Here is a 23,144-nt window from a genome sequence, read left to right as displayed (position 1 = left end):
CGCAGCTCTGCGGGTGCCCCTGTGAACCTTGGGAGTAGGCACCATGACCCAGTCGTCAGTGGAGCCGAAGACCACCGCAGAGGACGCGGGCCACGGCTCGCGCGTCCCCGCCGGCAGGTCTTGGCTCGATCGGTACTTTCACATATCCCGGCGAGGATCCACGGTCGCGCGTGAGGTGCGCGGCGGCGTCACCACCTTCATGGCGATGGCGTACATCCTCCTGCTCAACCCCCTGATCCTGTCCGGCAAGGACGCGGCGGGGGACGCCATGGCCACGAAGGCCGTGATCACCGCGACGGCGTTCGCGGCGGCCTTCACCACGCTCCTCATGGGATTCGTCGGCAAGGTGCCGCTCGCTCTCGCCGCCGGACTCTCCGTGTCCGGTGTGATCTCCTCGCAGGTCGCGCCCGAGATGACCTGGCCGCAGGCCATGGGCATGTGCGTGATGTACGGCGTGGTGATCATGCTGCTCGTGGTCACCGGGCTCCGCGAGATGATCATGAACGCCATCCCGCTCGCCCTCAAGCACGGCATCACCATGGGCATCGGGCTCTTCATCGCCATCATCGGCCTGGTCAAGGGCGGCTTCGTCCACCAGGGCAAGGCGACCCCGCTCACCCTCGGCCCCGCCGGTGAACTCCAGGGCTGGCCCGTCCTCATCTTCGCGGGCACCCTGCTCCTCATCTTCATGCTGCAGGCGCGCAACATCCCCGGCGCGATCCTGATCGGCATCATCACCGGCACCGTCGTCGCCGTCGTCCTCAACGCCCTGGACGTCGTCGACCCCAAGCAGTGGGCCAACGGCACGCCCGCCCTGCACGGCAGCGCGGTCTCGACCCCGGACTTCTCGCTCTTCGGCGACGTCGAGTTCGGCGGCTGGGGCGAGGTCGGCGCGATGACCGTCGGCATGATCGTCTTCACGCTCGTGCTCGCCGGTTTCTTCGACGCCATGGCCACCATCATCGGCGTCGGCACCGAGGCCAACCTCGCCGACGACAAGGGCCGTATGCCCGGCCTGTCCAAGGCGCTGTTCATCGACGGCGCCGGCGGCGCCATCGGCGGTGTGGCGGGCGGCTCAGGACAGACGGTCTTCGTCGAGTCCGCCACCGGCGTCGGCGAGGGGGCCCGCACGGGCCTCGCCTCGGTCGTCACCGGCCTGTTCTTCGCGGCCTGCCTCTTCTTCACGCCGCTCACCGCGATCGTGCCGCAGGAGGTCGCCTCCGCCGCGCTCGTCGTCATCGGAGCGATGATGATGATGAACGCCCGGCACGTCGACTGGGCCGACCGCGCCACCGCCATCCCGGTCTTCCTGACCGTGGTGCTCATGCCCTTCACGTACACCATCACCACCGGTGTCGCGGCGGGCGTCATCTCCTGGGTCGCCATCAAGATCGCCCAGGGCAAGGCCCGCGAGATCGGCGCCTTCATGTGGGGCCTGACGGTGATCTTCATCGTCTACTTCGCCCTCAACCCCATCGAAGGATGGCTGGGCGTCCACTGAGGCGCTGAGCCCTCCGCACACCCGCAGAGCCTGAGGAGGCCGAGATGCTGGACATCGCCGACGAGCTGAACCGGTGGGTCGAGCAAGGACGTGACTTCGCCGTCGCCACCGTGGTGGCGGTCGGCGGGAGCGCGCCCCGGCAGCCGGGCGCCGCGCTCGCCGTCGACAGCGAGGGCACGGCGATCGGTTCGGTCTCCGGGGGATGTGTGGAGGGCGCCGTCTACGAACTGTGCCAACAGGCGCTGGAGAACGGCGAGACCGTCCTCGAACGCTTCGGCTACAGCGACGACGACGCCTTCGCCGTGGGCCTGACCTGCGGTGGCGTCATCGACATCCTCGTCACCCCGGTCCGCGCGGACGCCGCGGCCCGGCCGGTGCTCGGCGCCGCCCTGGCCGCCGCCTCCGTGGGGGAGGCGGCGGCGGTCGCGCGCGTCACGTCGGGGCCCGCGGAACTGCTCGGCCGCGCCCTGCTCGTCCGCCCTTCGGGGGAGTACGAGGGCGGTCTCGGCGGACATCCGGAACTGGACCGCACCGTGGCGGGGGAGGCCCGCGCCCTGCTCGACGCCGGGCGCACCGCGACCGTGGAGATCGGTGAGGACGGCTCGCGGTGCGGCCGGCCGCTGGTGGTCCTCGTCGAGTCCAGCGTCCCGCCGCCCCGCATGATCGTGTTCGGCGCGATCGACTTCGCCTCCGCGCTGGTGCGGATCGGCAAGTTCCTCGGCTACCACGTCACCGTGTGCGACGCGCGGCCCGTGTTCGCGACGCCCACCCGCTTCCCCGACGCCGACGAGATCGTCGTCGAGTGGCCGCACAAGTACCTGGAGCTCACGGAGGTCGACGCCCGCACCGTGCTGTGCGTCCTGACGCACGACGCCAAGTTCGACGTCCCCCTGCTGCGGCTCGCGCTGCGCCTCCCCGTCGCCTACGTCGGCGCGATGGGCTCGCGCCGCACCCACGTGGACCGCAACGAACGCCTGCGGGAAGTCGGCGTGACGGAACTGGAGTTGGCGCGGCTCCGGTCGCCCATCGGGCTTGACCTCGGCGCGCGTACGCCCGAGGAGACGGCGCTGTCCATCGCTTCCGAGATCGTCGCCAATCGCCGTGGCGGGAGCGGGGTTTCGCTCGCGGGGGCGCACACGCCCATCCACCACGAGGGAGCGCGGGGGGCTGCGGGGCGGATCGGGTCCGTGGCCTAGGGTGTGTCCCCCGGCGCACCGGGGGCGGTTACGCGCCTCGGTGCAGGCAGGCCAGGTGTTCCGCCTTGGCGTACTGGTCCTGGTAGAGCACCAGCGTGGGGGAGTACCTGCTGGTGATGCCGGGAAGCTGTTGGTCCTGGTCCCACTTGGTTCCGTCGAAGGTGGTCCACATCAGTCGCTCGTCGCCGTTCTGGCCGCGGTAGGCGCAGTACAGCTGGTCGTTGAAGACGGCCAGGGCCGGGTCCGCGGCCGTGGTGAGGCCGGGGATCACCTCGTCCTGGGACCATTTGTCGTCGTCGAAGGTGAGCCAGAACAGGCGCTGGTCGTCGCCGTGGCCGCGGTGGACGCAGTGCAACTTGTCGCGGAACACGGCCAGTCCGGGACCCGTTCCGGTGGTGACTCCCGGGATCAGCTGGTCCTCGGCCCACTGGGTTCCGTCGAAGGTGACCCAGAACAGCCGCTCGTCACCGTCATGGCCACGATGCATGCAGTACAGCTTGTCCCCGAAGGCCGCCAGGGCCGGTGAGACGGCCGTGGTGACTCCCGGGATCTCCCGGTCCTCGCTCCAGCGGGTGCCGTCGAAGGTGAGCCAGAGAAGCCTCTGGTCGTCGCCGTTACCGCGGTGGACGCAGTACAGCTTGTCGCGGAACACGGCCAGCGCGGGCCGGACCAGACTGGTGACGCCGGGGATCTCCGTGTCCTCGGTCCAGGCCCCCTTGCCGTCGTACTGGGTCCACAGCAGACGCTGGTCGGAGTCCATGCCGCGGTGCACGGCGATGAGAGTGCCGCGGAAGGCGGCCAGGGCCCCTCCGTCAGAGCTCAACACGCGGGTGAACTTGTGGTCGGGCGACCACTTCTGTCCGTCGTGGACGGCCCAGTACAGGTGCTCGTCACCGGCGTCGTCCTCCATCGGGGTCGGGATGAGCATCCCGGGTGCGATCCAGGGCGAGGTCAGTTTGACCCCGCCACTGCCGGCGACCGCCTTCGTCAGGGCCCACCTCAGTTTGATGGCCCACTCGACCACCTCGAGCACCTCGCCCACGCCCGACTCGCTCAGAGCAGCGGACAGCATCTGGGAGACCGCCTCGGCGTCGTCGATGATCTCGTCGAGGTTCTCCACGCCCTCGTGGTCGAGGAGAATCCGGAACCCCCACCAGTGGGTCTCGGCCCGGATTCCCTCGGTCTTGACCGCGCTGTACGTACCCTCGCTCATACGGACTCCCGACTGCACGATGGGCTGCGGACACACGTCCCGGCCGTCGCCCCGACACCGGCACGCGGGGAGGTCGAAACGCCGCCATCCTGTCCTTTTCCGGCAATTCGCAGAAGGGGATTTTCGGTTGGCTCGGTCGAGGGAAGGGGTTCACGCCACGGCCCCTGGGACACTCCCTAGTCGACCACGGAGTCCAGTTCGACCGACTTGTATCCCTTCACTTCTTCGGGTACCTGAAGCCGCCGGACCCGCGCGGACGCCACCAGTGAATTCAGCAGGCTGGCCAGCGCGTTGGCGAGCGCCTTGGCGGTGTCCTGGTCCTCCTCCTCGGCGAGGTAGGCGGCAAGAGTGGAGATGCGCTTGAGGACCGCCTCGCTGGTGTTGCCGAAGCCGTAGGTGATGATGTTCGGGTGGGCTTTGAACGCGGAATCGCGAAGGGCGTCCAGGTCCCGCAGCCAACTGCCCGTCGGCCTGTCGGTGGGGATCCCGTCCGTGAGGACGAAGAGGACGGGCCGCAGCACCTGTATTCCGTTCTGGGACAGTTGCTGGATGTCCTCAGCGATGCGATCGCGTACGAGCCGGAACATCGGCCCGAAGTTCGTCCGCCCTTCGCAGGTGACGGTGGGCAGGCTCTCGAGCTGCTCGATGTCCGTCATCGAAGTCACCACATGGGGTTGGGTGTTGAACGAGATGACGGACAGGTGAACGAACTCCGAGGTCTGCGGGCTCGTGAAGAGGGTGTCGTAGATGCTGAGCAGCGTGCTGTTGAGGAGCGGCTCGAACGCCTTCATCGAACTCGAGGTGTCCAGCACCAGGTAGGCGGGTAAGCCCTTGCGCTTGAACTGCACGTTTCCTCCCGTTGTGGAGCAGGTTCAGCCGACCGCGGCGCTGAGCAGCAAAATGATGACGATGCAGACGACGACGAGGACGATCACGGCCGTCCGGCCGAGGCAGTGGGGCGGGGTCGGCACGACGTCGGGGACCGGCGGCGTGTTCTGGGGGACCGGTGGCGCGGCGCCGGGTGTGCGGAGCCGCAGGTCCACGGTGCCGGTGATGTTCGGGGCGCTGTGTTCTTCGGGCGGTTCGTACGTCATGACAGTGGCTGTCATCCATCGCTCCAAGGTCTGGAGCAGCTCCTGCGGAGAGGGGCGGTCCGCGGGCCGGGACGCCGAAAGGGACTTTCCGAGCGCGGTGTGGAACGGATTGTGCCCCAGCCGCTCCAGCAGGACGGCATGTGCCGCCGACGGCTCCACGTCACGCTCGCCGGTCAGGCATCGCACGGTGAGTACCGCCAGTTTGTAGCGGTCGCTGTAGACCGTGAGCGGCAGCCTGGTCGTCTCGGGGTAGAGCGGATCCTCCCAGCTCATGCTCTCGATCCACTCACGGGCACCGATGCCACTGGTGTCCATGTCAATGATGAAGACGGCTCCTGTGCCCAGTTCCCAGAAGGCGTTCCCGTACGACCAGTCCGCGTAGACGATGTTGTGCCGGGCGAACAGCCCGCCCACACGGAGGAGTTCCAGCATGGCCCGGGCACGTACGGACATGTCGGACCGGACGCCCCGCTTGGCGCAGTACTCGTCGGAGTGGAGGAGCAGATCGAGCGTCAGCGGAGCGGGGTCCAGTTCCCGGCCGTCGAACGAGCGCAGCCGTGCGTAGAACTGTTCCGGCGCCTTGGCCATGACGACGCCGACCGTGTGAGGGCCGTCGCAAATTCGCGCCACCGGCCAGGAGACGCAGGTGTTCACCAAGGTCTGATCCTGCTCGGACATCATGGTGGGCATGTAGACCAGAGTCCGAAGTGTGGCCGAGGCCGCCTCCGACAGCGGTTTGCGATACAGCTTGGCGAGCCACCCCGGGTGCCCCGCGATCTCGTGGACCTGCGTCGATTCGCCGCCGTCCTCCGCGATGACGGCGGCGGGCGGGACATCGTCGCGCCCGACCACCGGGCTGAAAGGGCTGTCCGACCAGGTCCTTATCCGCGTCATGGCGTTCGCCGCCCGTCGGTGCACCAGACGACCACCGCGGTGCGGTCGTCCTGCATCTGGGCCTGCTCGAAGCCCACATGGAGCAGGAAGTCGGCGATCGGCGGCGGGCGCCGCCACCGCTCGGCGAACCACCTCCCTCCGTCGGGCACCGAGGTGAACGCGTCAGCGACGCCGTCGGTGGTCAGCGCGAGGACGCCGTCGGTCGCCAATTCGGCGAAGCCGTGGGCGAAGCGGCTGGGGTCGTGCGGCAGGAAGGCCGCCACCGTCCCGGCGTCAAGACCTTCCTTCTCGTCCCCGATCAGTCGGTGCCATGCGCCTCGGCGCAGCTGCCATGCGCTCGCGTCGCCGATGGCGGCCAGCCACACCCTGCGGTGCCCCCGGGCGTCGGGGCGGGTCGGAACCACGGCCACGACAGCCACGGACCGCACGTCGTCCGCGTCCCAGTCACGTTGCTTGGCCGCGCGGTACATCTGCCCCGCTACTGCCAGGAAGATCTGCTCGGCATCGAGGTGCTCCAACGCGGCGTCCGCGTCCAGCGCTTCGCGGACCACGGCCACCAAGGCGGCTGCCGCGACATTCGCTCCGACGTCCGAGTGTCGACTGTCGGACATGCCGTCGACCACAGCGGCGAGGAGATGACGGCCCGCCGAGTCCTGGCCCAGACGGAAGGCGTCCTGTCGCGGCACGCCGCGGCCGCGGTGGGCGGGACCGATCACGGATGCCGCCCGGACCTGCAGGCCCTCGAGCGCGGCGCAGTCCGCGGTGATGCCGTGCTGGGAGGGCGCCGAAGGCAGCCGCCAGGGCGCCGTGCCGGCCCGGGAGGGGCTGTGCAGCACCGGGAAGTCCGAGGCGTCGTCCCGTGCCGGGGCGGCCGGTGCAATCGCGAGGCGGCCGGTGACCGGTGCCGGCGGTCCGGGCGGGTGTGGACGCTGCGGCTCGGGGTCGAACCGCAGCATGGCCTGGTTCTGTGCGCCCGTCCTGAGCAGCCACCAGGTCCAGCCCCCCAGACAGAGAGCGGTGGTGGCTGCAGCCACTGTGCCTTTGACGTCTGCCATGGTTGTCCCTCCCCACATCGCGGCGGCGGCGAGGACCACGGCGGTTGCCGCGAACGTCTGCCGCATGCGTGTCACCCCGGGCTGCCGAGGCGTGCGCGAGTTCCTCATCCTTCGGTGCCGTCGAAGTCCGCGTCGCCGTTTGTACGTTGATGGCGTCGGCCGACGGGAGTGGAGCCGACGACATTGGCCGAGCTGTCGGGGGGCTCAGCCGGGGCGGGCCCGGCCTCCGAGTCCTCCGTCCGCCGGCTCCCCGGCTCGTCCGGACGGGCCGGTTCCGCGTTCTGGAACCGGGGTTTCGGCGGGGCGCCGTCGGGCGACGGCAGCACCACCCCCGCGATGAGCTGAGGAGCCGGCCGGCCCGCAGGTGCGGCCAGGGTGGGCGAATCGCCACCGAAGAGCGGCACTGGTTGCTGCATCTCCTGCCACATCGCCTGTGCCTCAGCCGGCTGGATGAGCCGCGCGTCGATGAGGTCCTTGAGCATGCGGCTCTTCTGCTCCACTGCGATGTCGTGGCGCTGCCCCATCTCGAACATGATGTCGTGCAGCTTGCTCTCGTCCTGTGCGATCAACCGCAACAACAGACCGCCATCGCCCTGTGCGGCGGCCAGGATGGCCTGCTCCCGCTCCCGTTGCAGCTGAGCGTCCAGCCGGTGGACCGTCATGTCGGTTCCGTGCTTGGCCTCCGCCAGCTCCTTGTCGAACTGTTGCTGCTTCACCGCACGCAGATGGTCGGAGGCGTGCTGATCGAGATGGATGCGGACGGTCAGCGCGACCACCGTGAGCCCCTCGGGCAAGGTATGAGCGCGGCCGCTGAAATCGGTGCGGACCAAATCCGCGAAGGCGCCGAGCTGTTCGATCCCGTAGCGCGTCGCATGGGGCCAGAGCATGTCGCGCAGGGAGATCCGAACGACGTCGTCACCGTCGGCGACGGTCCTGATGTCGCGGCGCACCACCTCGGCGGCTCCGCTCACCCGCCATCGGGCGTCGAACTTCGCCTGGAAGGAGAACCCGCCTGTGCCGCTGGGCAGGGAATCCGACCAGCACACGAGGTGATCGCTGGTGTCGACCTCGTACCGGTAGCGATACTTCCGAGCCCCGAACGCCGAGGGGCGGCGGGCGAGTTCGGCGACGGTCCCGTCGTCGTAGCTGAACACCAACGTCTCGTTGGCCCTGGCCCAGGCTCCCCTGCTCCCGACCGTCACCGAGAACGGCCCGGTGACGAGCAGGCCCTGCTGCTGGTCATTCACTGTTCTGCGCTCCCTCGGTCCAGGTGGTCCAGGACTTCACGTCCGGTCGCGGGGGCCCCGAGGCCACCGTCGGACCGGATCCAGGCGGAGGCCTGATGGCGGAGGATCAACTCCGTGCGCGGCCGGGTCACGGCGGAGACCAGCAACCGGGCGAGGGCGCCCCGCCCTAGTGGATCGGGTTCGACGAGCCGTGCCCACTCGGCGAGGACGTCCTGCGCGAACTCGTACAGGTCCGGAGAGTTGACCGTTCTCTCCCACAATTGGGCCACCTGCGGCCGCAGGTCCCGGTCACGGTCGACGACGGCGAGCAGGGCCGGCCAGACCCGCTGTCCGCCGCCGGGCAGTCGACCGGGCAGACGGTCGACGAGGTCGGTGGCCGCGTACAGAAAGGCCAGTTCGCCGGCGAGGCGGCGCCGTGGACCGTAGTTGCCCGAAACCGTCCACTGGTCGATCAGATCAAGCGCGTCGCGGCAGTACCGCCCCTCCTCCAGCGCCATGTAGTCGGTCACGCTCTGGCAGACCGCGTCGAGCACTGTGTTCTCCTCGCTGCCCGCGAGGACATGGAGCAGCGCCCAGGCCTGCTCGGCGCCGTCGCGTTCGAAGACGACCCGCCATGCGCGGGCCGCGGTGGCCCGCAGCTCGGGCGCCACGTCGTCGGCGCTCCAGGCGCTGACGAGGTTGTACGCGGCGGCAGCGTGCGCGGGGTCGGAGGCGACCACGCCCAGTGCGGTGGCTGCCGCGTCCCTCAGCTGTGGCTGCGCGTCGGTCGCCCAAGGAAGCAGGATCCGTGTTCTGACGGTCTCGAAGGCATGCTGCGCCAGCAGCCCGGCGGCGACTGCCGCTCGGGTCCCGACCGTCGTCAAGGCATTGGCGGCACAGTCATGGAGCCAGTGCGGGAGCACTTCGCGTATCTCGTCGTACTCGTGCCACACGTGCTCCAGGACCCTGACCGCCATCTTCCGGTCGCGGTAGCGGACGACGAGTCCACGGGCGCCGCCATGCCGTGTCTCCACCTCGGATTCGACGAGGGTCGCCTGGATGTCCGCCAGGCGCCTGGTCCGGGTTTCGCCGAGAGGCGTTCCGCGCCTGCGATCGGGATGCTCTGGGCTCTCCTCGACCTGGAGACGCTCCGCGAGGTCACGTGAGAGCGAGGCCACGGTGACATACGCCTCGCCTCCGAAGGCAGCCACGCCGATGGCCAGGCACTGCCGGGCGAGGTCGTCGAGGTTCGCCAGCCAACGGGCGAACGCCGCACTGCCACGCAACTCGAGCCGAGTACGGACCCGTTGGGCCACCTCGTCCTCGGGGACGGACGAAGCCGTTTCGGCGAGTTGTCTGCCGAGCTCGGCGGCTTCGCTGCTGAACGCCTCGGCGAGGCAGTCCCGCAGCAGCTCCGACACATCGGGCCGGGCCAGGATCATCCGTGCGTTGGCGTCCTGGTCGACCCCTGCTTCCCAACGCATGTGGGCGGCAGCCACCCGGGCCGGCTCGGGCTGGGCCGGTATGCCGATCAGCGTGCGCGCGACCTCGTCGTCGGAGATCTGGTCCGGTGCCGCCACGGTCACGACCAGACGGCAGTCGAGGCCGCTCAGCTCCGAGGTGAGGCGCTGCAGCGTGAAGAACGTCAGGGAATTGGCGGCGTGCCGGGGGAGATCGGGGAGTATGTAGCCGGCTCCCCTCTTCAGGTCCGCAGCGGTGAGCCGGCTCAGGTCGGACTCCGAATCCAGGCAGAACAGCGTGCGATGTCCGGCCTGGAGCAGGAGCGACCTGGCGAGCGCGTACTTGCCGGTTCCGGCCCGGCCGCCCAGGAGAACCACCGTGCGAGACCGGACCTCGCCGACCAGCCGGTCCTGATCATCGGGCGGTACGAACGCTTCCTGCGCCTCGTACAGCTCTCTCTCCGAGAGTGGGTACTGCGCGCGCCGATCCTTGTGACCGGTGGCACCGATGTACTGGTTCACCTTGAAGACCTGCGCGGTGATCCCGAGGCCACGAATCGCGTCCTGTTCCGCGTCCAGGCGCTCACCCGCGGTGCCGGGCTGACCGGTTCGGGCCGACAGCATGTCGTGCAGGCCGTGCTTGCGGGAGGACTCCTGATCGGACTGTGTCCCGGGCGTGGGCGGCGTTGGCTGGGGCTGAGGCGGCGCGGGTTGCGGCTTACCGGGCTCGTTCGGAGCCATCGCCACTCCCTGTCGGCGCACTGCTGAAGTTGACGTCACCGTGAACGGGCCCGCCGACCGCGCCCACGTTGCCGCCCGAAACGTTGTTGTTGTTCAACACGAGCGAGATCTCCGGGCTGCCGTCGCTCTCCGTCGCACGGAGCGGTGTTCCGGGTCGGGGCTCGTCGTCGTCCTTCTCCTCCGAAGGCACCGTGCCGGGCGGTACGTCGATTCCTGGAACCCGGATCCACGCGGTGTCCTGGATCTCCTTGGCGTCGAAGGGCACCTGGCGGAAGGCTTCGTGCTCCACCTGAGCGTGGCCCTGCCGGACCACCCGCCGGTACCAGTCGGCGGAGACGGCCAGGGCGACGACCGAACGCGGATCCCCGGCCAGCGCCTTGCGCAGAGGGACGATGTCGACGAGGCGGCAGGCGCTGTTGAGTTCCTCGCCCTGCCAGCCGCGACCGTCCCAGGCCACGTCCCCCGAGTGCAGCGCCACTCGCAGCCGCATCGCCCCCTCGGCGTTGGAGGTCCTTGCATGTTCCCGCAGCTTGTCGTGGAGCAGTCGGATGAAGCGCCCGGTCAGGTCGACCTTGTCGACCTGACCCGGCAGCAACCAGAAAAAGCCGTCGCCACGGTCCGAAGGCGGTGGCGACAGCGTGCGGTCCACACCGGCTTCGTCGAGCGCCTCCACAAAGAGTTCGTAGAGACGTTCCCGGAGCCAGAGCTGGACGGCGTTGGAGCGGCTGCCGAACTTCTCGATGTCCACTACGACGATGGCGTAGTGCTGTGCTTTGGCCCGCATGTTGGTGTGTCCTCCCCCGTTGGGGCGTCCGGGCCACTGCCCTCACCGAGCGCAGTCGTACGGACGCCTGCTCCCCGAGGGAAGCGGGAACCGCGCGCATGCACTGCGTCAAATGACGCACTCGGTCGGAGAAGTTGCCTGCCGCGGCCGCTCTCGGAGTGCCTGGCGCTCACGCCTCGGCCCAGGTGCGCAGACCGGCGAGATCGAGGACGACCGTATGCCCCCGGCCGGTGCTCACCAGTCCTGCGTGCTGCATCGCCCGCAGACAGCGCACCACCGACTCCCTCGACGCTCCCGCCGCCGCAGCGAGCTCGTGCTGGTTGACCTGGACGGTGATGGCTCCCGGGCGAGCGGCGGTGTTCGACCCGTACTGCATGGCGAGCTTCACCAGAAGCCGGGCGAGGCGGGCGCGGGACGTGTGGGCGCCGTGCTCCGCCCGCAGCGTGTCGGAGTCCCGGAGCCGCGCCACCACACTCCGCAGTACGGAGAAGCTCAGCGCGGCGTTCCGCTCGAGCAGCCGCTGGAAGGGCTCGGCCGCGACGATCACGCCTTGGACGCGACGCATCGCCGTCACCGTGGCGGAGCGCGGCCGCCCGTCGATGCAGGAGAGCTCGCCGACGAGTTCCCCCGGCCCGCGCATGGCCAGCAGGCTCGTGTAGCCGTTGGCCGAATCGATGGTGGCCTTCACCAGGCCGCTGATGATCAGAACGACGAAGTCGGGGCGGTCGCCCTCCCGGATGAGGAGTTCGCCTCGGTTCCACCGGCGGTCCCTGCCCACGCCGCGGAGCAGCAGCAGTTCTTCCGGGGAGAAGGGTTCCACCGAGCTGCGGTGTCCAGGTGCGGAAAATCGCTCGTCGAGCATGACTCCGCCACCCCCTCGGACGCCGACCGACCGCACTGTGCGCCAGATGACGCAGTGCCGTCGCCGGGCGCCGGATATGAATTCCGTGACAGCGCCGGCGCGTTCAGGGAGAACACCATGACCTCGACCACGGATCCTCCGCAGACGCCCCAAGCGCTCGACGGGGCTGTCGAGAACGCGTGGCGGATCCACGGAGCACTGGTGGACTGGACCGGCAAGGTGGACTCAAAAGCCGCGTTCGCCCTCAGCATCGAGTCGGTGGCCCTTGCTGGTGCGGTCGCGCTGGCGAAGGGCAGAGAGGTCCTGAACATCTCGGAGCCCCTCCCCTCGTGGCCGCTGTGGCTCGGCGGAGTGCTGCTGGCGGTCGCGGCTCTGTTGTCCATGGGGGTCGTCCTGCCTCGCATGAAGGCATTGCGCGCGAACCAGGACTGGCCGTCCAACTTCATCTACTTCGGTCATCTGCGGCACTGGAGTCCGGAGCGGCTCGCCGAGGCGCTTCGGACCACTGACCCACTGCCGGCACTCAGTCGCCAGCTGGTGGTCATGTCCCAAGTGGCGTGGCGCAAGCACCGTTTGGTGCAGCTTTCCTTCGGGGCTGCCGCAGCAGGTATCACGATACTCGCGGCGGCACTCGTGGGGCGCTGAGTCGGCACGGGCGATCCTTGGCGGTCTCGGTGCACGGACGGCGAGGGACAAGTCAGTCGAGGCGGCGGGAGCTGCCGAGTCCGGCAGGTTCTTCATCGCGGACAGCCTCAGCGTCGTGCCGGTGAGGCTGCGGTGAGTCGGTCCACCACTCGGCCGAACATCCGCACCGACACCGCCGCGAGCACCCCGTCGAACAGCGCGGGCAGCCGCCGGACCCTGAGGTCCTCGCGCCACAGGACCCTGGCTCCGGTGGTGTCCGGACGCACCTCGATCTCCGCCCAGCCCGTCACGAACGTGCCCCGCTTCTCCAGGCGGCAACGGCCCGGGGCGGTGGTGGTCGGTGGGGTCCATTCCACGACCTCCATCACGTCGTCGAAGCCGAGCGGGCCGAGCGCGCTGCGGGCCACGAAGACCGTGCCGACGTGGGTGGGCGGGGGAGTCAGGACGTCGACGCGGGTGAGCGGGACGACGTCGCCGTGCCGTTCCCACGTGGTCAGTCGGCGCCATGCCTCGGCCGCCGGCAGGGACGTCGGCCTGGTGAACTGGAAGAGGGCCACGCCCGTGAGCGTGCCAGGCGACGGCCGGATGCGCTCTTCCGCCCCGCCGGTGGCCACGTCACGATGGGGCGACACCGCAGCCGCGCCGCTGCCCGGAGGCCCCGTGGATCCTCAACTGCACCACAGACTCGACGCGTTGACCCGTGACCCCTATCCGCTCTACGACCGCGCCCGTCGGGCGCGGGGGCTCACCTTCGTCCCCGAGTTCGACGCCTGGCTGGTGGCACGCGACGCCGATGTGCGCGAGGTGCTCCGACGGCCCGACGACTTCTCGTCGGCCAATGTGCTGCGCGGCGACGTGCGTCCCTCGCCCGCCGCGCTCACCGTCTTGGCGGAGGGCCTCGGCGGCCGCCAGGTCGTCGTCGGCGCGGACGGCGCAGCGCACCGACGGCTGCGCGCCCCGCTGGTCCGCGGTCTGTCGGCGGCGCGCGTGGCGAACGTACTGCCGTACGCGAGGGAGCGGGCCGATGCGCTCGTCGACGGCTTCCTGCCGGACGGGCGCGTGGAGTTGATGGCGGCGTACGCGCGACTGCTGCCCGGCGACGTCATCGGCAGGCTCGTCGGGATCGACCCCGAGGACGTGCCGACCGCCGTGCGCGCGGGGCACCGTACCGAACAGCTGGTGTTCCGGCCGATGGCCGAGGAGGAGCAGGTGGCCGCGGCGCGCGACGTCGTGGCCGGGCAGAAGGTGCTCGATGCCTTGGCGCGGGCGCGCAGGGCCGATCCGCGCGAGGATCTGTGCACGGAGGTGGTCACCTCGCTCGCGCCCGGCCCCGCGGACGAGCCGCTCACTCTGGACGAGCGCCACGAGGCCGTCGCGCAGCTGTCGAACTTCCTGCTCGCCGGGCATCTGACGACCACCGCCCTGATCGGCACCACGCTCTTCCACCTGTTGCGCAATCCGCGTCAGTGGAAGCTGCTGTGCGAACAGCCCGAGCGGATCCCCGCCGCGATCGAGGAGGCCGCCCGGCACGACACCGCCCTGCAGGCCTTCCGTCGCGTCACCACCCGTCCCGTCACCCTCGCGGGCACCGAACTCCCGGAAGGAGCCGCCCTGTTGGTGGCCTTCGGGTCGGCGGGCCGCGACGGGGCACGGCATGCGCGGCCCGACGTCTTCGACATCACGCGCCGCCAGGAGGCCCGCCATCTGGCGTTCGGCCTCGGCCCGCACGGCTGCCCCGGCGCCCAGCTCGCGCGCGAGCAACTGCGGCTCACCCTGGAGCTGTTCACGCGGCGGCTGCCGGGGCTGCGGATCGACGAGGGCCGGCCGCCGGTCACGATGCGGCCGACCATGATCCACCGCTCGCCGGAGGAGCTCCACCTGGCGTGGTGACGGGGTCTGGCGGAGCGGGGCCGGGCTAGCGGTAGACCTTGCCCGGCTCGGCCTTGCCCGGCGCGAGCAGCTGGGGCACGGTCACGAAGACGTATCCCCGCTTCTTCAGCTCGTCGATGACGCCGGGCACGGCGGGGACGGTGCCCTTGTAGATGTCGTGCAGCAGGATGATGCCGTCCCGCTTGGTCTGGTCGATGACGCGCTTCTGGATCAGCTTGGAGTCATTGGTCGTGTAGTCCTTGGCCGTGACGGTCCACAGGACCTCCGCGAGACCGAGCTCCTTGGAGAGCTTGTTCACGTCGTCGTTCGTGCGGCCCTGCGGCGGGCGCATCAGCGTCGGCTTCTTGCCGATGAGCTTCTCGATCGCCTCGTTGGGGCGCTCCAGCTCCTTGCGCGCCTCCTTGGCGTCGATCTTCGTCAGGATCTTGTGCGACCAGGTGTGGCTGGCGACCTCGTGCCCCTCGGCATCCATCTGCTTCACGAGCTCGGGGTACTTCTCTATGTGGTTCTTGCCGAGCGTGAAGAAGGTGGCAGGGACCTTCTTCTCCTTGAGGATCTTCAGCAGCCTGGGCGTGTTCTCGCTGGGTCCCGCGTCGAAGGTCAGGGCCACGCACTTGGCCTTGCGGCAGTCGACGGTGCCGAACTTCGCCTGGTCCGAGCCCTTCGCCTCCGCGGCGTCCTTGCGGACGGTGGCGGGCGAGGTGGTGTCGAGCTTGGTGCACCCGGTCAGCGCGAGGGTGAGGGCCGCCCCCGCCGCGAGGACGGAGGCGGTGCGACGCAACCTCTTGGGCGAGCGCGTCGTCTTGTTCGGGGCAGGCATGTTCACGGCAGGCATGCGAGCACTATACATATGGCGTATACAGCTCGTGCATAGTGGCCCGGCGCCGGACGCGGGCCCAGGTCAGGAGGCGTCCGCGACCCAGCTGCCGTGCAGCCCCATCGGCACCCGCCCCGGCAGATGGATCCGGGCGACCGGCTCCCCGGTGAAGTCCTGCGCGGAGAGGATCACGAGGTCCGTCGCGCCGCGCTCGGGGTCGGCGACGTACGCCATGGCGTAGCCGTCGTCCTCGGCCGCCGAGTCCTGCGCGGGGACGTACACGGCCTCCCCTGTGGTGGCGTGCCTCGGCAGCCGGTGCACCTGCGCCGTGCCGTTCGCCAGGTCCTGCTTGATCAGGGCGTTGTCGTACTCCCGGCCGCCCGGCCTGCCGTCGACCGAGTCGTACCCCTCGTACAGCGGGGCCGTGGAGGCCAGATAGCCGAACCGGTGCCTGCGCGAGACCAGCGACTCGTTGATCCGCGGGAACTCCTGCGGCCGGTCGTCGATGCGCCGCGGGTGGACACGGCCCGCCGCCAGGTCGATCGTCCAGCGGTCCAGGGACGGCGTGCCGCTGGCCGCGGGGCCGCCCGAGCCGCGGCCGCCCACCAGGAACGGGGCCGGGAAGGTGGTGAGGTCGACGACCACGCGGTCGCCGTCGTCGTAGGCGTTGAGGGTGTGCGAGTAGTAGACGTTCTCCGTCTCGAACCACCGCACCGGACCGCCGTCCCTCGACATCACACCGACCCGCGCCGGATGGGCCTCGTTCCAGGCGTACGGCACCGCCTCGCCGGACTCGGCGGCCCGGCGGTCGAAGGTGACGGGGATGTCGAGGATCACCACGAACCGCTCGGTCAGCGCGAAGTCGTGCAGCATCGGGCTGTCCGCCACCGGGATGCGTGTCGTCCGCGTGACCCTGCCCGACTCGGTGAGCACGAGGTGGCGCACGTGGTCCCACGTCGGGTGGTAGGTGATGGCGTGCAGTTCGTCGGCCGCCGCGTCGAACTTGGTGTGCGACATGAACGAGCCGTCCAGCGTCCCCTCGAAGTCGCACGGGCCGATGGTGTTCAGCTCGCCGTCGAGCTCGTAAGGCTTCGGCCCGGCCTCCTGCAGCGCGAGGACGCGCCCCTTGTAGCCGATGACGTGCGTGTTCGGCGCGAAGTCGTTCTCGGGCACGGCCCAGGGGTACGGCTCGCCCAACTTGCGCGCCACGGAGGCCGAACGGACTCAGCGGTTGCGGTACCACTCGGCCCTGCCGTCGCGCAGCCGCACCCCGTGCACCATGCCCTCGCCGAGCATCCAGTGGTGCGCCTTGGGATCCTCGACGCCGAGGGCGTTCGGGCCGACGCGCAGATAACGGCCGTTCAGCTCCTTCGGGACGCGGCCCGTGACCGGCAGGTCGAACTCGGTCACCTCTTCCCGGACGGGCGCGTAGGCACCCTCCAGGAAGGGGCGACCGGGCTTCGTGCGCTGTGCCGTGTTCTGTGTCTGCTGCGTCTGTTCCGTCATGACCACCACTCTGGTCCGGCGGAACGATCATGTCGCTGGGCCTGGGGCCCGTCCTGGGGTGGTGCTGGGTACCCCGGGGTCAGGCGACCGGGATCACCCTGATCGACGGGTGGATCGCCGTGTTCAGGTACTGCCGCTCCTTCTTCCCCTCCTGCTCCAGCTCCAGGACGAGGCGGTAGCGGTACAGGCCGGGCTTCGCGGTGCTCATCACCGTGCCCGCCCAGTAGTAGTAGACGGGCGTGAACCTGTCCCGCATGCGGTCCGGCATCCCGTAGATCTTCAGCTCGTTGAAGATCCTCCGCTCCGCCACGTCCTCCTCGTCACCCACCTCCGTGTCGAGGAAGACAATGTTGTTGATCTTCGGCATGGGCGGCCAGGTGCCGTCCAGGCGCTTCTCCATGTCGATGGGGCGCACGATCCAGTTGATGACCTGCCCCTGCTTGCAGACGGTCTCCAGCGACGACGTGCCCTGGCCCTTGCCGCCGATGCTGTTGTCCATCATGTACATCGAGTCGCTCAGCGAACCCGTCTCCGTCGCCCGCTCCATGTTGACGAGAGTGACGATGTTGAGCTGGACCGAGTTCAGCTGACCGGGATTCTGCTTCTCCCGCGCGCCGCTGTGCGTGCTGGTGCTCACCGTGCCTCCTTCACGTACGCCGTCAGGTGCCCGGTCACTGGCCGACGATGGCCGACGACAGGGTGGTGGTGATCGGTTCGTCCCTCGTGCCCAGCTTGAACTTGATCTGGTACGTGATCGGGCCCGCGTCGGCCTTCTTCACCGTGCCGGTCCAGTACGCGACGTCGGTGCCGGGGTACACCTTCCGCTCCGGCTCACAGATCTCGTGGTCGATGATGATGTCGTCGATCGCGACGTACGCCTCACACTCCAACGCCAGGCAGTTCCACAGGAGTTGGTCGCCACGCTTGGCGCTGGTCCGCAGCTCCTCGGTGCCGAACCCGGCGGAGCCCCCGGACTTGTTCGTGTCGTACATGTACAGGTGGCCGTTCATGTTGCCGGCCGCAAGGGCGCCCACGGCGTCCACGACCGCGGTGATGGAGATCGGCCGCTTCGCTGCGGCTTCCCGCCTCGGCTTGGTGGTCATCTGTGCCTCCTCGTCCGGTGGGGTCAGGCGCCGCGGGCGGGCGGCGGGGTCGTGGGGATGGGCAGCGGGCCGATGCCCGCCTTGGTGAAGGCGTTGCGCCGCGGCTCGTTGGTGATCCGCAGGGACGAGGAACAGGTCAGGTTGACCGGCTCCCACCGGAGTTCGCCGTTCGTCTGCGAGAGCTTGTGCAGCTGCACGCGCATCGTGTACGAGTACGTCCCCGGGCGGGACGTGTCGACCGACGCCGACCAGTACCAGCCGTCGGTCACCATGTCCGGCGAGCCGTACTCCGCCGGATACATGATCTTCGCGTCGACCGCCTCGCCGTAGATGTCGGTGATCACGGGGGCCGGATAGCTGACCGCGGCCGTGGCGTCCTCGGCGACGACCTGGCCCGTGACGTCCACGATCTTCTGTCCTGACATCCGGCCCCGGGTGCGCCGCGTGGTCTTGATCCGGGTGCCCACGTTCTTGCGGATGCGGCCGAGCTCCGCCGCCGCGTCGGCGCTCGGCACCGTGGACTTGGCCGCGAGGTCCTGCAGTTCGGCGAGGGCCTGCTCGTCGCTCTGCCGGGCCCGCTCGACCTCGTAGCCGCGGGGCACGGTCGGCGGGATGGAACCGAGGCTGTACGGCAGCCAGTTGAGCACTTGCTCGCTGGCCTGCGACCCGTCACGCCAGTACGAGCCGTGGATCGCGGTCACCAGCTCGCCGGTGCCCTGGTTCGTGGAACCGTGCAGCTTCATGTTGTCGAACAGGTAGGTGTTGCCGTCGAGCGTGTTGGACTCCAGCGCTTGGCCGACGTCCACGAGCACGATGATCGCCAACTGTTGGGGCATGATTCCGCCTTCGTCGTCGTTCCCGGCTTTCCGGTCGTGGTGCCGACCGCTACTGGCACATCAGTGCGGGGGAGTCGATGTGCAGGATGCTGTTGGAGCCGTCGTACATCTGGACCTCGAGCCGGTACTGATAGGGCACGCCTCGCGCCATCCAGTGCGGCACCACGCCCGTCCACACGTCCAGGTCGAGCTTGGCGCTGTCGGTGTCCTGCTCCTGGCCACGGGCTCCCTGCGCGTGCGCGCCCTGAGCGGCTGCTCCCTGGCCCTGGAACGGGGACGCTCCCTGGCCCTGGAACGGGGACGCTCCCTGGCCCTGCCCTTGGGTGGGAACCGCCTGGCCCTGAATGGCCGCGCCTTGGGTCTGGCCGGGTGCCGCCTGGCTCTGGCTCTGGCCCTGGCCGGACGCGCCGGGGAAGTGCGCGCCCGAACCTGCCGCACCGTTCTGCCTGTTCGCCGGCAGGAACTCGATCTTCTTGATCTCGACCGGGGTCTGCAGGTCCACGGCGAGTGCGGTCCACGAGACGACCTGGCCGGGCTTGACGACGGTGATGAGGTTCGGCGTCCCCTGGTGGGCGCTGTCGAAGGCCCCGTCGTCCACCATGCAGAGATTGCCCTCGAGCAGCGACTTGATCGACAGAGCCCCGATGACGTCCACGACGGCGATGATGTTGACTTGCGATTTCGATCCACTCACGGTCTTCCACTCCTGTCTGCGCACCTGGTGGTTGCGCGCGGTGCCCCGCGCCTAGCCGCGGTCCCGCACCAGCGGGACCTTGCCGACGGCGGTCCGCTCGATCTCGGCGGACAGCCTGGGCACGAACTTGAGCCGGAGGGTGTAGCCGGTCTTCTCGATCGACGCGGCGTTCGCCTCTCCGTGGTTGAACAGCGACAGGGCCCGCGGCAGGGCGTTCACGAACACCTGCTGCAGGCCGTAGGGGCCGAGCACCGTGTCCGCCCGGTAGGAGAGGCCGAGCACGTCGTCCACCGCCGCGTACAGCGTGATCGTCCTTCCCTCGCGGTGGTTGACGAACTGGACCTCGTGCGCCACCGCGTCCAGGTCCACGACCTCGGCGGCCTTCAGCTCGTCGCGCAGCGAGGCATAGGCGCGGGCGGCCGAGTACTGGCTGTCGTTGAGGTGCAGCACGTCACCGGTGCGGCCCGCGAACTCGAACTGGCGGGTCTTCAGGCCGGGGCCGTCCGTGCGAGGCCGGTGGATCATCCGGTCGCCCAGCTTCAGGCGCAGCAGCGGGGTCTCGTGCGCGTGCAGGCGCGTGACGACGAGTTCGCCCTCCTCGCCCTCGGGGACCTGGCGCCCCTCCTCGTCGACGATCTCGATGAAGTGCAGACCGGGCACCGCCGACAGATGGGGCGACGCGGCGTCCAGCTGCAGGCCGATGGTCTCCGCCTGGGTGGCGGCGAAGTAGCTGAGGATCGACAGGTTCGGGTACAGCGCCTGGAGCTCCACCCGCTTGCGCTGCGGCAGGACGCCGCTGCCGTAGAGGGCGACGCGGAAGCTCTCCCGGTACTCCGGGCGCATGCCGGCGCCGAGTTCGGCGAGGATCGCGATGCCCGCGGAGATGCCCATCAGGGCCTTGGGGCCCCGGTAGGAGAACATGTGCTCAAGGACGGGGGCGGTGACGGGCCCCGCGCCGACGTAGTTGACGCCCGGCACGTTCTGCAGCACGCCGCCGACCATGGTGCCGCTGGACCACATCTGGTAGTCGGCCAGCGTGGTGAACAGCCACTTGGGGTCGGTGCCCGCGAGGTGCGCGGCGAGCTGGTAGGCCCCCATGAAGCGGCCCGCGATCTCGTAGGTGTCCTTCAACTCCCGCAAGGAGTAGACGACTTCGAGCGGGCGTCCGCCGCTGGTGCCGCCGCTCGCCACGATCTCGAACTCGCCGCGGGTCAGCGGCACGACCATGCCGGGCCGGGTGTCCATGAAGAAGTCGCGCTGGACGTCCTTGTCGGACAGCGGGACGCGCTGCCATTCTTCGTACGTCTGGGGAGCCTTGGTGACGCCGGCCCCGCGCAGCCGCTCGCGCCACAGCGGATTGAGCATCACGGTGTTCACCATCTGCTGCAGTCGGCGCAGGACGAGGGCGTCCTGGACCTCGTGCGAGATCTCGCTGTACAGGGTCTGGCAGACCCGCTCGCACTCGCGCATCTTGCTCGCGAAGGAGGGGAGTACGGCGACGGCCTCGACGGACTCGGGATGCAGCTCCCAGTCCGGGATGAGCCAGTTGGCCAGCTCGACGGCGCTGTTCGGCGCCGGTGCGGGCGGTGGAACATACGGTGCCTGTGGAGCGTGAGATGTACTCAACATCCGTCCCCTCTACGCAATTTCTGTTCCCTGTTCGCTTGCTGTTCCCTGTTCGTTCTCGAGCAGGTCCTGCCCGGTCCTCCTGATTTCGGCGAGCAGCATCCTGAAGTGCTCGCCGGTGATCTGGTGGTTCATCATGACCACGCGCAGAGCGGCGACTCCGTCGACGTTCACCTTCGAGATGAAGAAATTTCCCTCGAATTTCACGCGATTCCTGATGGCTATCTGAAGGCGATGGATTCCCTTCTTGTCGAACTTCCTGCCGGACTCCTCGCCGTACTTCTTCTCCAGGTCGGCGGGGCGGTAGCGGAAGCACAGGATGTTGGCTTCCGGGCGGTGCAGGGTCTCGAAGTCGGGATCGGCCCTCAGGACGTCATGGGCGTCCCGCGTCAACTGGCAGAGATATTCGATCTTCTCCGCGAACAGGGCCCTGCCGTAAATGGCCCACAGCGCCCAGAGGGTCATGATCATCGGGCGCTTCGTGCATTCGAAGTTCTTCCCCCCGCTGTCAAAGGCGGTGTAGATGTCCTGTTCCTCGTCGAAGACGTAGCTGGCCTTCTGCCGGAACGCCGAGAGCGCTGTTTCCTTGTTCCGGTAGAAGAGCATCGTGCAGGGCGCGGGCACGAACATCATCTTGTGGGCGTCCCAGGTCAGGGAATCCGCCCGCTCGATGCCGCGCAGCTTCTCGCGGAGTGCGTCCGAGACGAGCAGGCTCGCGCCGTGCGCGCCGTCGATGTGCAGCCAGATGTCCTTCTCCCGTGCCACTTCGGCGAGTTCGTCGATGGGGTCGAACGCGCCGACCGACGTACTGCCCGCCGATGCGACCATGCAGAACACCCTGAGGTTCTGCCGCTCCGCCGCCTCCAGCGTGGCGCGCACCTCGCTCGCGGAGATCTGCTGCTGCCGGTTGAGCGGCAGGCGTACGAGCTGCGCGTCGCCGATGCCGAGCACGCCTGCCGCCCGCGCGACGCTGTAGTGGACGTCCGCTCCCACGGCGATGGCGGGCCGGGGCTGGCCGCGCACTGCCGAGCCGCCCTGTGACCAGTACCCGGGCAGCTTCTCGTTCCTGGCCGCGAGCAGCGCGGTCAGATTGGCCAGGGAGCCGCCCGACGTGGTCAGCATGGTGAAGCGCTCCGGGTCCCAGCCGATGAAACGGTTCAGCTCGTCGGCCATGATCCGCTCCACGACGTTGGGCAACTGGCCCGCCTCGTAGAACGAGGCCGGCTGGTTGACCATGGAGCTCACGAAGTCGATGACGCCGGCGACCGGTACGACGCCCGAGAACTGCCGCCCCATGTAGCCGGGGGAGTGCACCTGGATGCCCGTCCTGATGTACAGGTCGATGATCCCCGCGAGCCGCTCCTCGTCGAAGGCGGCGATGCTCTCGCGCTCGGACGTCATGAGGCCCCTCGCGGCCTGCGACAACGTCGCGGGATCGATCAGTTCGAGCCCCCTGATCGACAGGTCGGAGAGATGTTTTTCCAACTTCGCGAGAGCGGTTTCTGAATTCTCCCGGAAGTGTTGTGGATCAAATGCCTCGAGAAGTAAGCCACTTTGATCTGTTCCGGGATCACTCGATCGAGATTCCGTCACTAGGGTCCCCCCTCGGATAGCCCCCGTGTCATCCGGCATGGCTGAGTCGGCGCAGACTTCCTGCGCAGGGTCGGTTTTCTTCCACGCCAAAGAGAGACCTGCCGCCCGGCTGGTCGAACCGGGCGGCAATGCCCGTTCCTGCGGCACGCGTTCGGCGTAGGCCGCGCGGAATCCCCCTCGAAGACCTCTACGTAGCCGTCATCCCCCCGGCATGGTCAGTGCCTGCCCCCCTCTACAGCGACAACCGTAGGCGGTGGGGATTAAACGAGAAATCGAAAGTCCGGGGTCTGTCCGAAAAGGAGTGCGGACCATCTGATGGTTCGTCACTCAACATATGTCACACGCGCAACCAGAGATTCGTGGGGCTCTGAACTCACTCCACGGTTTTCGGACACTGTGCCTCCGGCA

The 23,144-nt window shown here is 69.0% G+C and carries 20 protein-coding genes and 1 pseudogene; 4 read left to right on the top strand and 17 right to left on the bottom strand.

Features of this window, described 5'->3' with window-relative positions; translation table 11 throughout:
- Nucleotides 1-43: 43 nt before the first annotated feature.
- Nucleotides 44-1,501, top strand: coding sequence for an NCS2 family permease (locus AB0B50_RS21600; RefSeq protein ID WP_362334088.1), 1,458 nt, complete (start codon nt 44-46; stop codon nt 1,499-1,501).
- A gap of 44 nt (nt 1,502-1,545) precedes the next feature.
- The gene (locus AB0B50_RS21595) at nt 1,546-2,697 is read left to right on the top strand and encodes an XdhC/CoxI family protein (protein WP_362334085.1); all 1,152 of its coding nucleotides are present in this window, start codon (nt 1,546-1,548) and stop codon (nt 2,695-2,697) included.
- A 28-nt stretch (nt 2,698-2,725) separates the two neighbouring features.
- Here the strand turns inward: AB0B50_RS21595 and AB0B50_RS21590 are convergent, their stop codons facing one another.
- The 8 genes from AB0B50_RS21590 to AB0B50_RS21555 form a co-directional block, all read right to left on the bottom strand.
- Nucleotides 2,726-3,910 carry a hypothetical protein gene (locus AB0B50_RS21590; RefSeq protein WP_362334083.1) on the bottom strand — a complete coding sequence of 395 codons (1,185 nt, stop codon included), beginning with the start codon at nt 3,908-3,910 and terminating at the stop codon, nt 2,726-2,728.
- A 176-nt stretch (nt 3,911-4,086) separates the two neighbouring features.
- Nucleotides 4,087-4,758 carry a VWA domain-containing protein gene (locus tag AB0B50_RS21585; RefSeq protein ID WP_362334080.1) on the bottom strand — a complete coding sequence of 224 codons (672 nt, stop codon included), beginning with the start codon at nt 4,756-4,758 and terminating at the stop codon, nt 4,087-4,089.
- A gap of 24 nt (nt 4,759-4,782) precedes the next feature.
- Nucleotides 4,783-5,898 (bottom strand): hypothetical protein, encoded by a 1,116-nt coding sequence (locus AB0B50_RS21580; protein WP_362334077.1) that lies wholly within the window; start codon nt 5,896-5,898, stop codon nt 4,783-4,785.
- Nucleotides 5,895-6,953, bottom strand: a complete 1,059-nt coding sequence (locus AB0B50_RS21575) for a protein phosphatase 2C domain-containing protein (protein ID WP_362334074.1) — start codon at nt 6,951-6,953, stop codon at nt 5,895-5,897. Before AB0B50_RS21575 ends, AB0B50_RS21580 begins: the two co-directional genes overlap by 4 nt.
- Nucleotides 6,954-7,057: 104 nt before the next feature.
- Nucleotides 7,058-8,200 (bottom strand): hypothetical protein, encoded by a 1,143-nt coding sequence (locus AB0B50_RS21570; protein ID WP_362334071.1) that lies wholly within the window; start codon nt 8,198-8,200, stop codon nt 7,058-7,060.
- Nucleotides 8,197-10,263 (bottom strand): hypothetical protein, encoded by a 2,067-nt coding sequence (locus AB0B50_RS21565; RefSeq protein WP_362334068.1) that lies wholly within the window; start codon nt 10,261-10,263, stop codon nt 8,197-8,199. Before AB0B50_RS21565 ends, AB0B50_RS21570 begins: the two co-directional genes overlap by 4 nt.
- 94 nt (nt 10,264-10,357) lie before the next feature.
- Complete coding sequence (locus AB0B50_RS21560) at nt 10,358-11,164, bottom strand: hypothetical protein (protein WP_362334066.1); 807 nt, start codon at nt 11,162-11,164, stop codon at nt 10,358-10,360.
- A gap of 169 nt (nt 11,165-11,333) precedes the next feature.
- Nucleotides 11,334-11,984 carry a Crp/Fnr family transcriptional regulator gene (locus AB0B50_RS21555; RefSeq protein WP_362334063.1) on the bottom strand — a complete coding sequence of 217 codons (651 nt, stop codon included), beginning with the start codon at nt 11,982-11,984 and terminating at the stop codon, nt 11,334-11,336.
- A gap of 159 nt (nt 11,985-12,143) precedes the next feature.
- On the opposite strand from AB0B50_RS21555, the gene AB0B50_RS21550 reads away from it, so the two are divergent.
- Nucleotides 12,144-12,671 (top strand): Pycsar system effector family protein, encoded by a 528-nt coding sequence (locus tag AB0B50_RS21550; protein ID WP_362334060.1) that lies wholly within the window; start codon nt 12,144-12,146, stop codon nt 12,669-12,671.
- Between the two features lie 107 nt (nt 12,672-12,778).
- Here AB0B50_RS21550 and AB0B50_RS21545 read toward each other — a convergent pair whose 3' ends face one another.
- Nucleotides 12,779-13,228 (bottom strand): SRPBCC family protein, encoded by a 450-nt coding sequence (locus tag AB0B50_RS21545; RefSeq protein WP_362334057.1) that lies wholly within the window; start codon nt 13,226-13,228, stop codon nt 12,779-12,781.
- 103 nt (nt 13,229-13,331) lie between these two features.
- Here AB0B50_RS21545 and AB0B50_RS21540 point away from each other — a divergent pair, with 103 nt between their 5' ends.
- Nucleotides 13,332-14,561, top strand: a complete 1,230-nt coding sequence (locus AB0B50_RS21540) for a cytochrome P450 (protein WP_362334858.1) — start codon at nt 13,332-13,334, stop codon at nt 14,559-14,561.
- Nucleotides 14,562-14,586: 25 nt separating this feature from the next.
- Here AB0B50_RS21540 and AB0B50_RS21535 read toward each other — a convergent pair whose 3' ends face one another.
- The 8 genes and pseudogenes from AB0B50_RS21535 to AB0B50_RS21500 form a co-directional block, all read right to left on the bottom strand.
- Nucleotides 14,587-15,381: a polysaccharide deacetylase family protein gene (locus tag AB0B50_RS21535; RefSeq protein WP_362334855.1), complete on the bottom strand. Its 795-nt coding sequence runs from the start codon at nt 15,379-15,381 to the stop codon at nt 14,587-14,589.
- An 81-nt stretch (nt 15,382-15,462) separates the two neighbouring features.
- Nucleotides 15,463-16,884 (bottom strand): annotated as a pseudogene (locus AB0B50_RS21530) (carotenoid oxygenase family protein).
- Between the two features lie 79 nt (nt 16,885-16,963).
- The gene (locus tag AB0B50_RS21525) at nt 16,964-17,521 is read right to left on the bottom strand and encodes a hypothetical protein (protein WP_362334054.1); all 558 of its coding nucleotides are present in this window, start codon (nt 17,519-17,521) and stop codon (nt 16,964-16,966) included.
- Nucleotides 17,522-17,555: 34 nt separating this feature from the next.
- Nucleotides 17,556-17,987 carry a hypothetical protein gene (locus AB0B50_RS21520; RefSeq protein ID WP_362334051.1) on the bottom strand — a complete coding sequence of 144 codons (432 nt, stop codon included), beginning with the start codon at nt 17,985-17,987 and terminating at the stop codon, nt 17,556-17,558.
- Nucleotides 17,988-18,010: 23 nt separating this feature from the next.
- Nucleotides 18,011-18,823: a hypothetical protein gene (locus AB0B50_RS21515; protein WP_362334049.1), complete on the bottom strand. Its 813-nt coding sequence runs from the start codon at nt 18,821-18,823 to the stop codon at nt 18,011-18,013.
- A 49-nt stretch (nt 18,824-18,872) separates the two neighbouring features.
- On the bottom strand, nt 18,873-19,517 hold the full coding sequence (locus tag AB0B50_RS21510; protein WP_362334046.1) for a hypothetical protein: 645 nt from the start codon (nt 19,515-19,517) through the stop codon (nt 18,873-18,875).
- A gap of 51 nt (nt 19,518-19,568) precedes the next feature.
- The gene (locus tag AB0B50_RS21505) at nt 19,569-21,143 is read right to left on the bottom strand and encodes a hypothetical protein (protein WP_362334044.1); all 1,575 of its coding nucleotides are present in this window, start codon (nt 21,141-21,143) and stop codon (nt 19,569-19,571) included.
- A 12-nt stretch (nt 21,144-21,155) separates the two neighbouring features.
- Nucleotides 21,156-22,544: an aminotransferase class V-fold PLP-dependent enzyme gene (locus tag AB0B50_RS21500; RefSeq protein WP_362334041.1), complete on the bottom strand. Its 1,389-nt coding sequence runs from the start codon at nt 22,542-22,544 to the stop codon at nt 21,156-21,158.
- Between the last annotated feature and the right edge of the window lie 600 nt (nt 22,545-23,144).

This window comes from Streptomyces sp. NPDC041068 (assembly GCF_040647455.1).
Classification (GTDB): Bacteria; Actinomycetota; Actinomycetes; order Streptomycetales; family Streptomycetaceae; genus Streptomyces.
This window is presented reverse-complemented; position numbering and strand designations above follow the sequence as displayed.

Coding starts and splice junctions, on each gene's coding strand:
- AB0B50_RS21560 (WP_362334066.1), bottom strand. CDS start 11,164: ATGCGGGCCAAAGCACAGCACTACGCCATCGTCGTAGTGGACATCGAG.
- AB0B50_RS21565 (WP_362334068.1), bottom strand. CDS start 10,263: ATGCTGTCGGCCCGAACCGGTCAGCCCGGCACCGCGGGTGAGCGCCTG.
- AB0B50_RS21575 (WP_362334074.1), bottom strand. CDS start 6,953: ATGGCAGACGTCAAAGGCACAGTGGCTGCAGCCACCACCGCTCTCTGT.
- AB0B50_RS21600 (WP_362334088.1), top strand. CDS start 44: ATGACCCAGTCGTCAGTGGAGCCGAAGACCACCGCAGAGGACGCGGGC.
- AB0B50_RS21515 (WP_362334049.1), bottom strand. CDS start 18,823: ATGCCCCAACAGTTGGCGATCATCGTGCTCGTGGACGTCGGCCAAGCG.
- AB0B50_RS21590 (WP_362334083.1), bottom strand. CDS start 3,910: ATGAGCGAGGGTACGTACAGCGCGGTCAAGACCGAGGGAATCCGGGCC.
- AB0B50_RS21520 (WP_362334051.1), bottom strand. CDS start 17,987: ATGACCACCAAGCCGAGGCGGGAAGCCGCAGCGAAGCGGCCGATCTCC.
- AB0B50_RS21580 (WP_362334077.1), bottom strand. CDS start 5,898: ATGACGCGGATAAGGACCTGGTCGGACAGCCCTTTCAGCCCGGTGGTC.
- AB0B50_RS21535 (WP_362334855.1), bottom strand. CDS start 15,381: ATGCCTGCCCCGAACAAGACGACGCGCTCGCCCAAGAGGTTGCGTCGC.
- AB0B50_RS21500 (WP_362334041.1), bottom strand. CDS start 22,544: ATGACGTCCGAGCGCGAGAGCATCGCCGCCTTCGACGAGGAGCGGCTC.
- AB0B50_RS21595 (WP_362334085.1), top strand. CDS start 1,546: ATGCTGGACATCGCCGACGAGCTGAACCGGTGGGTCGAGCAAGGACGT.
- AB0B50_RS21550 (WP_362334060.1), top strand. CDS start 12,144: ATGACCTCGACCACGGATCCTCCGCAGACGCCCCAAGCGCTCGACGGG.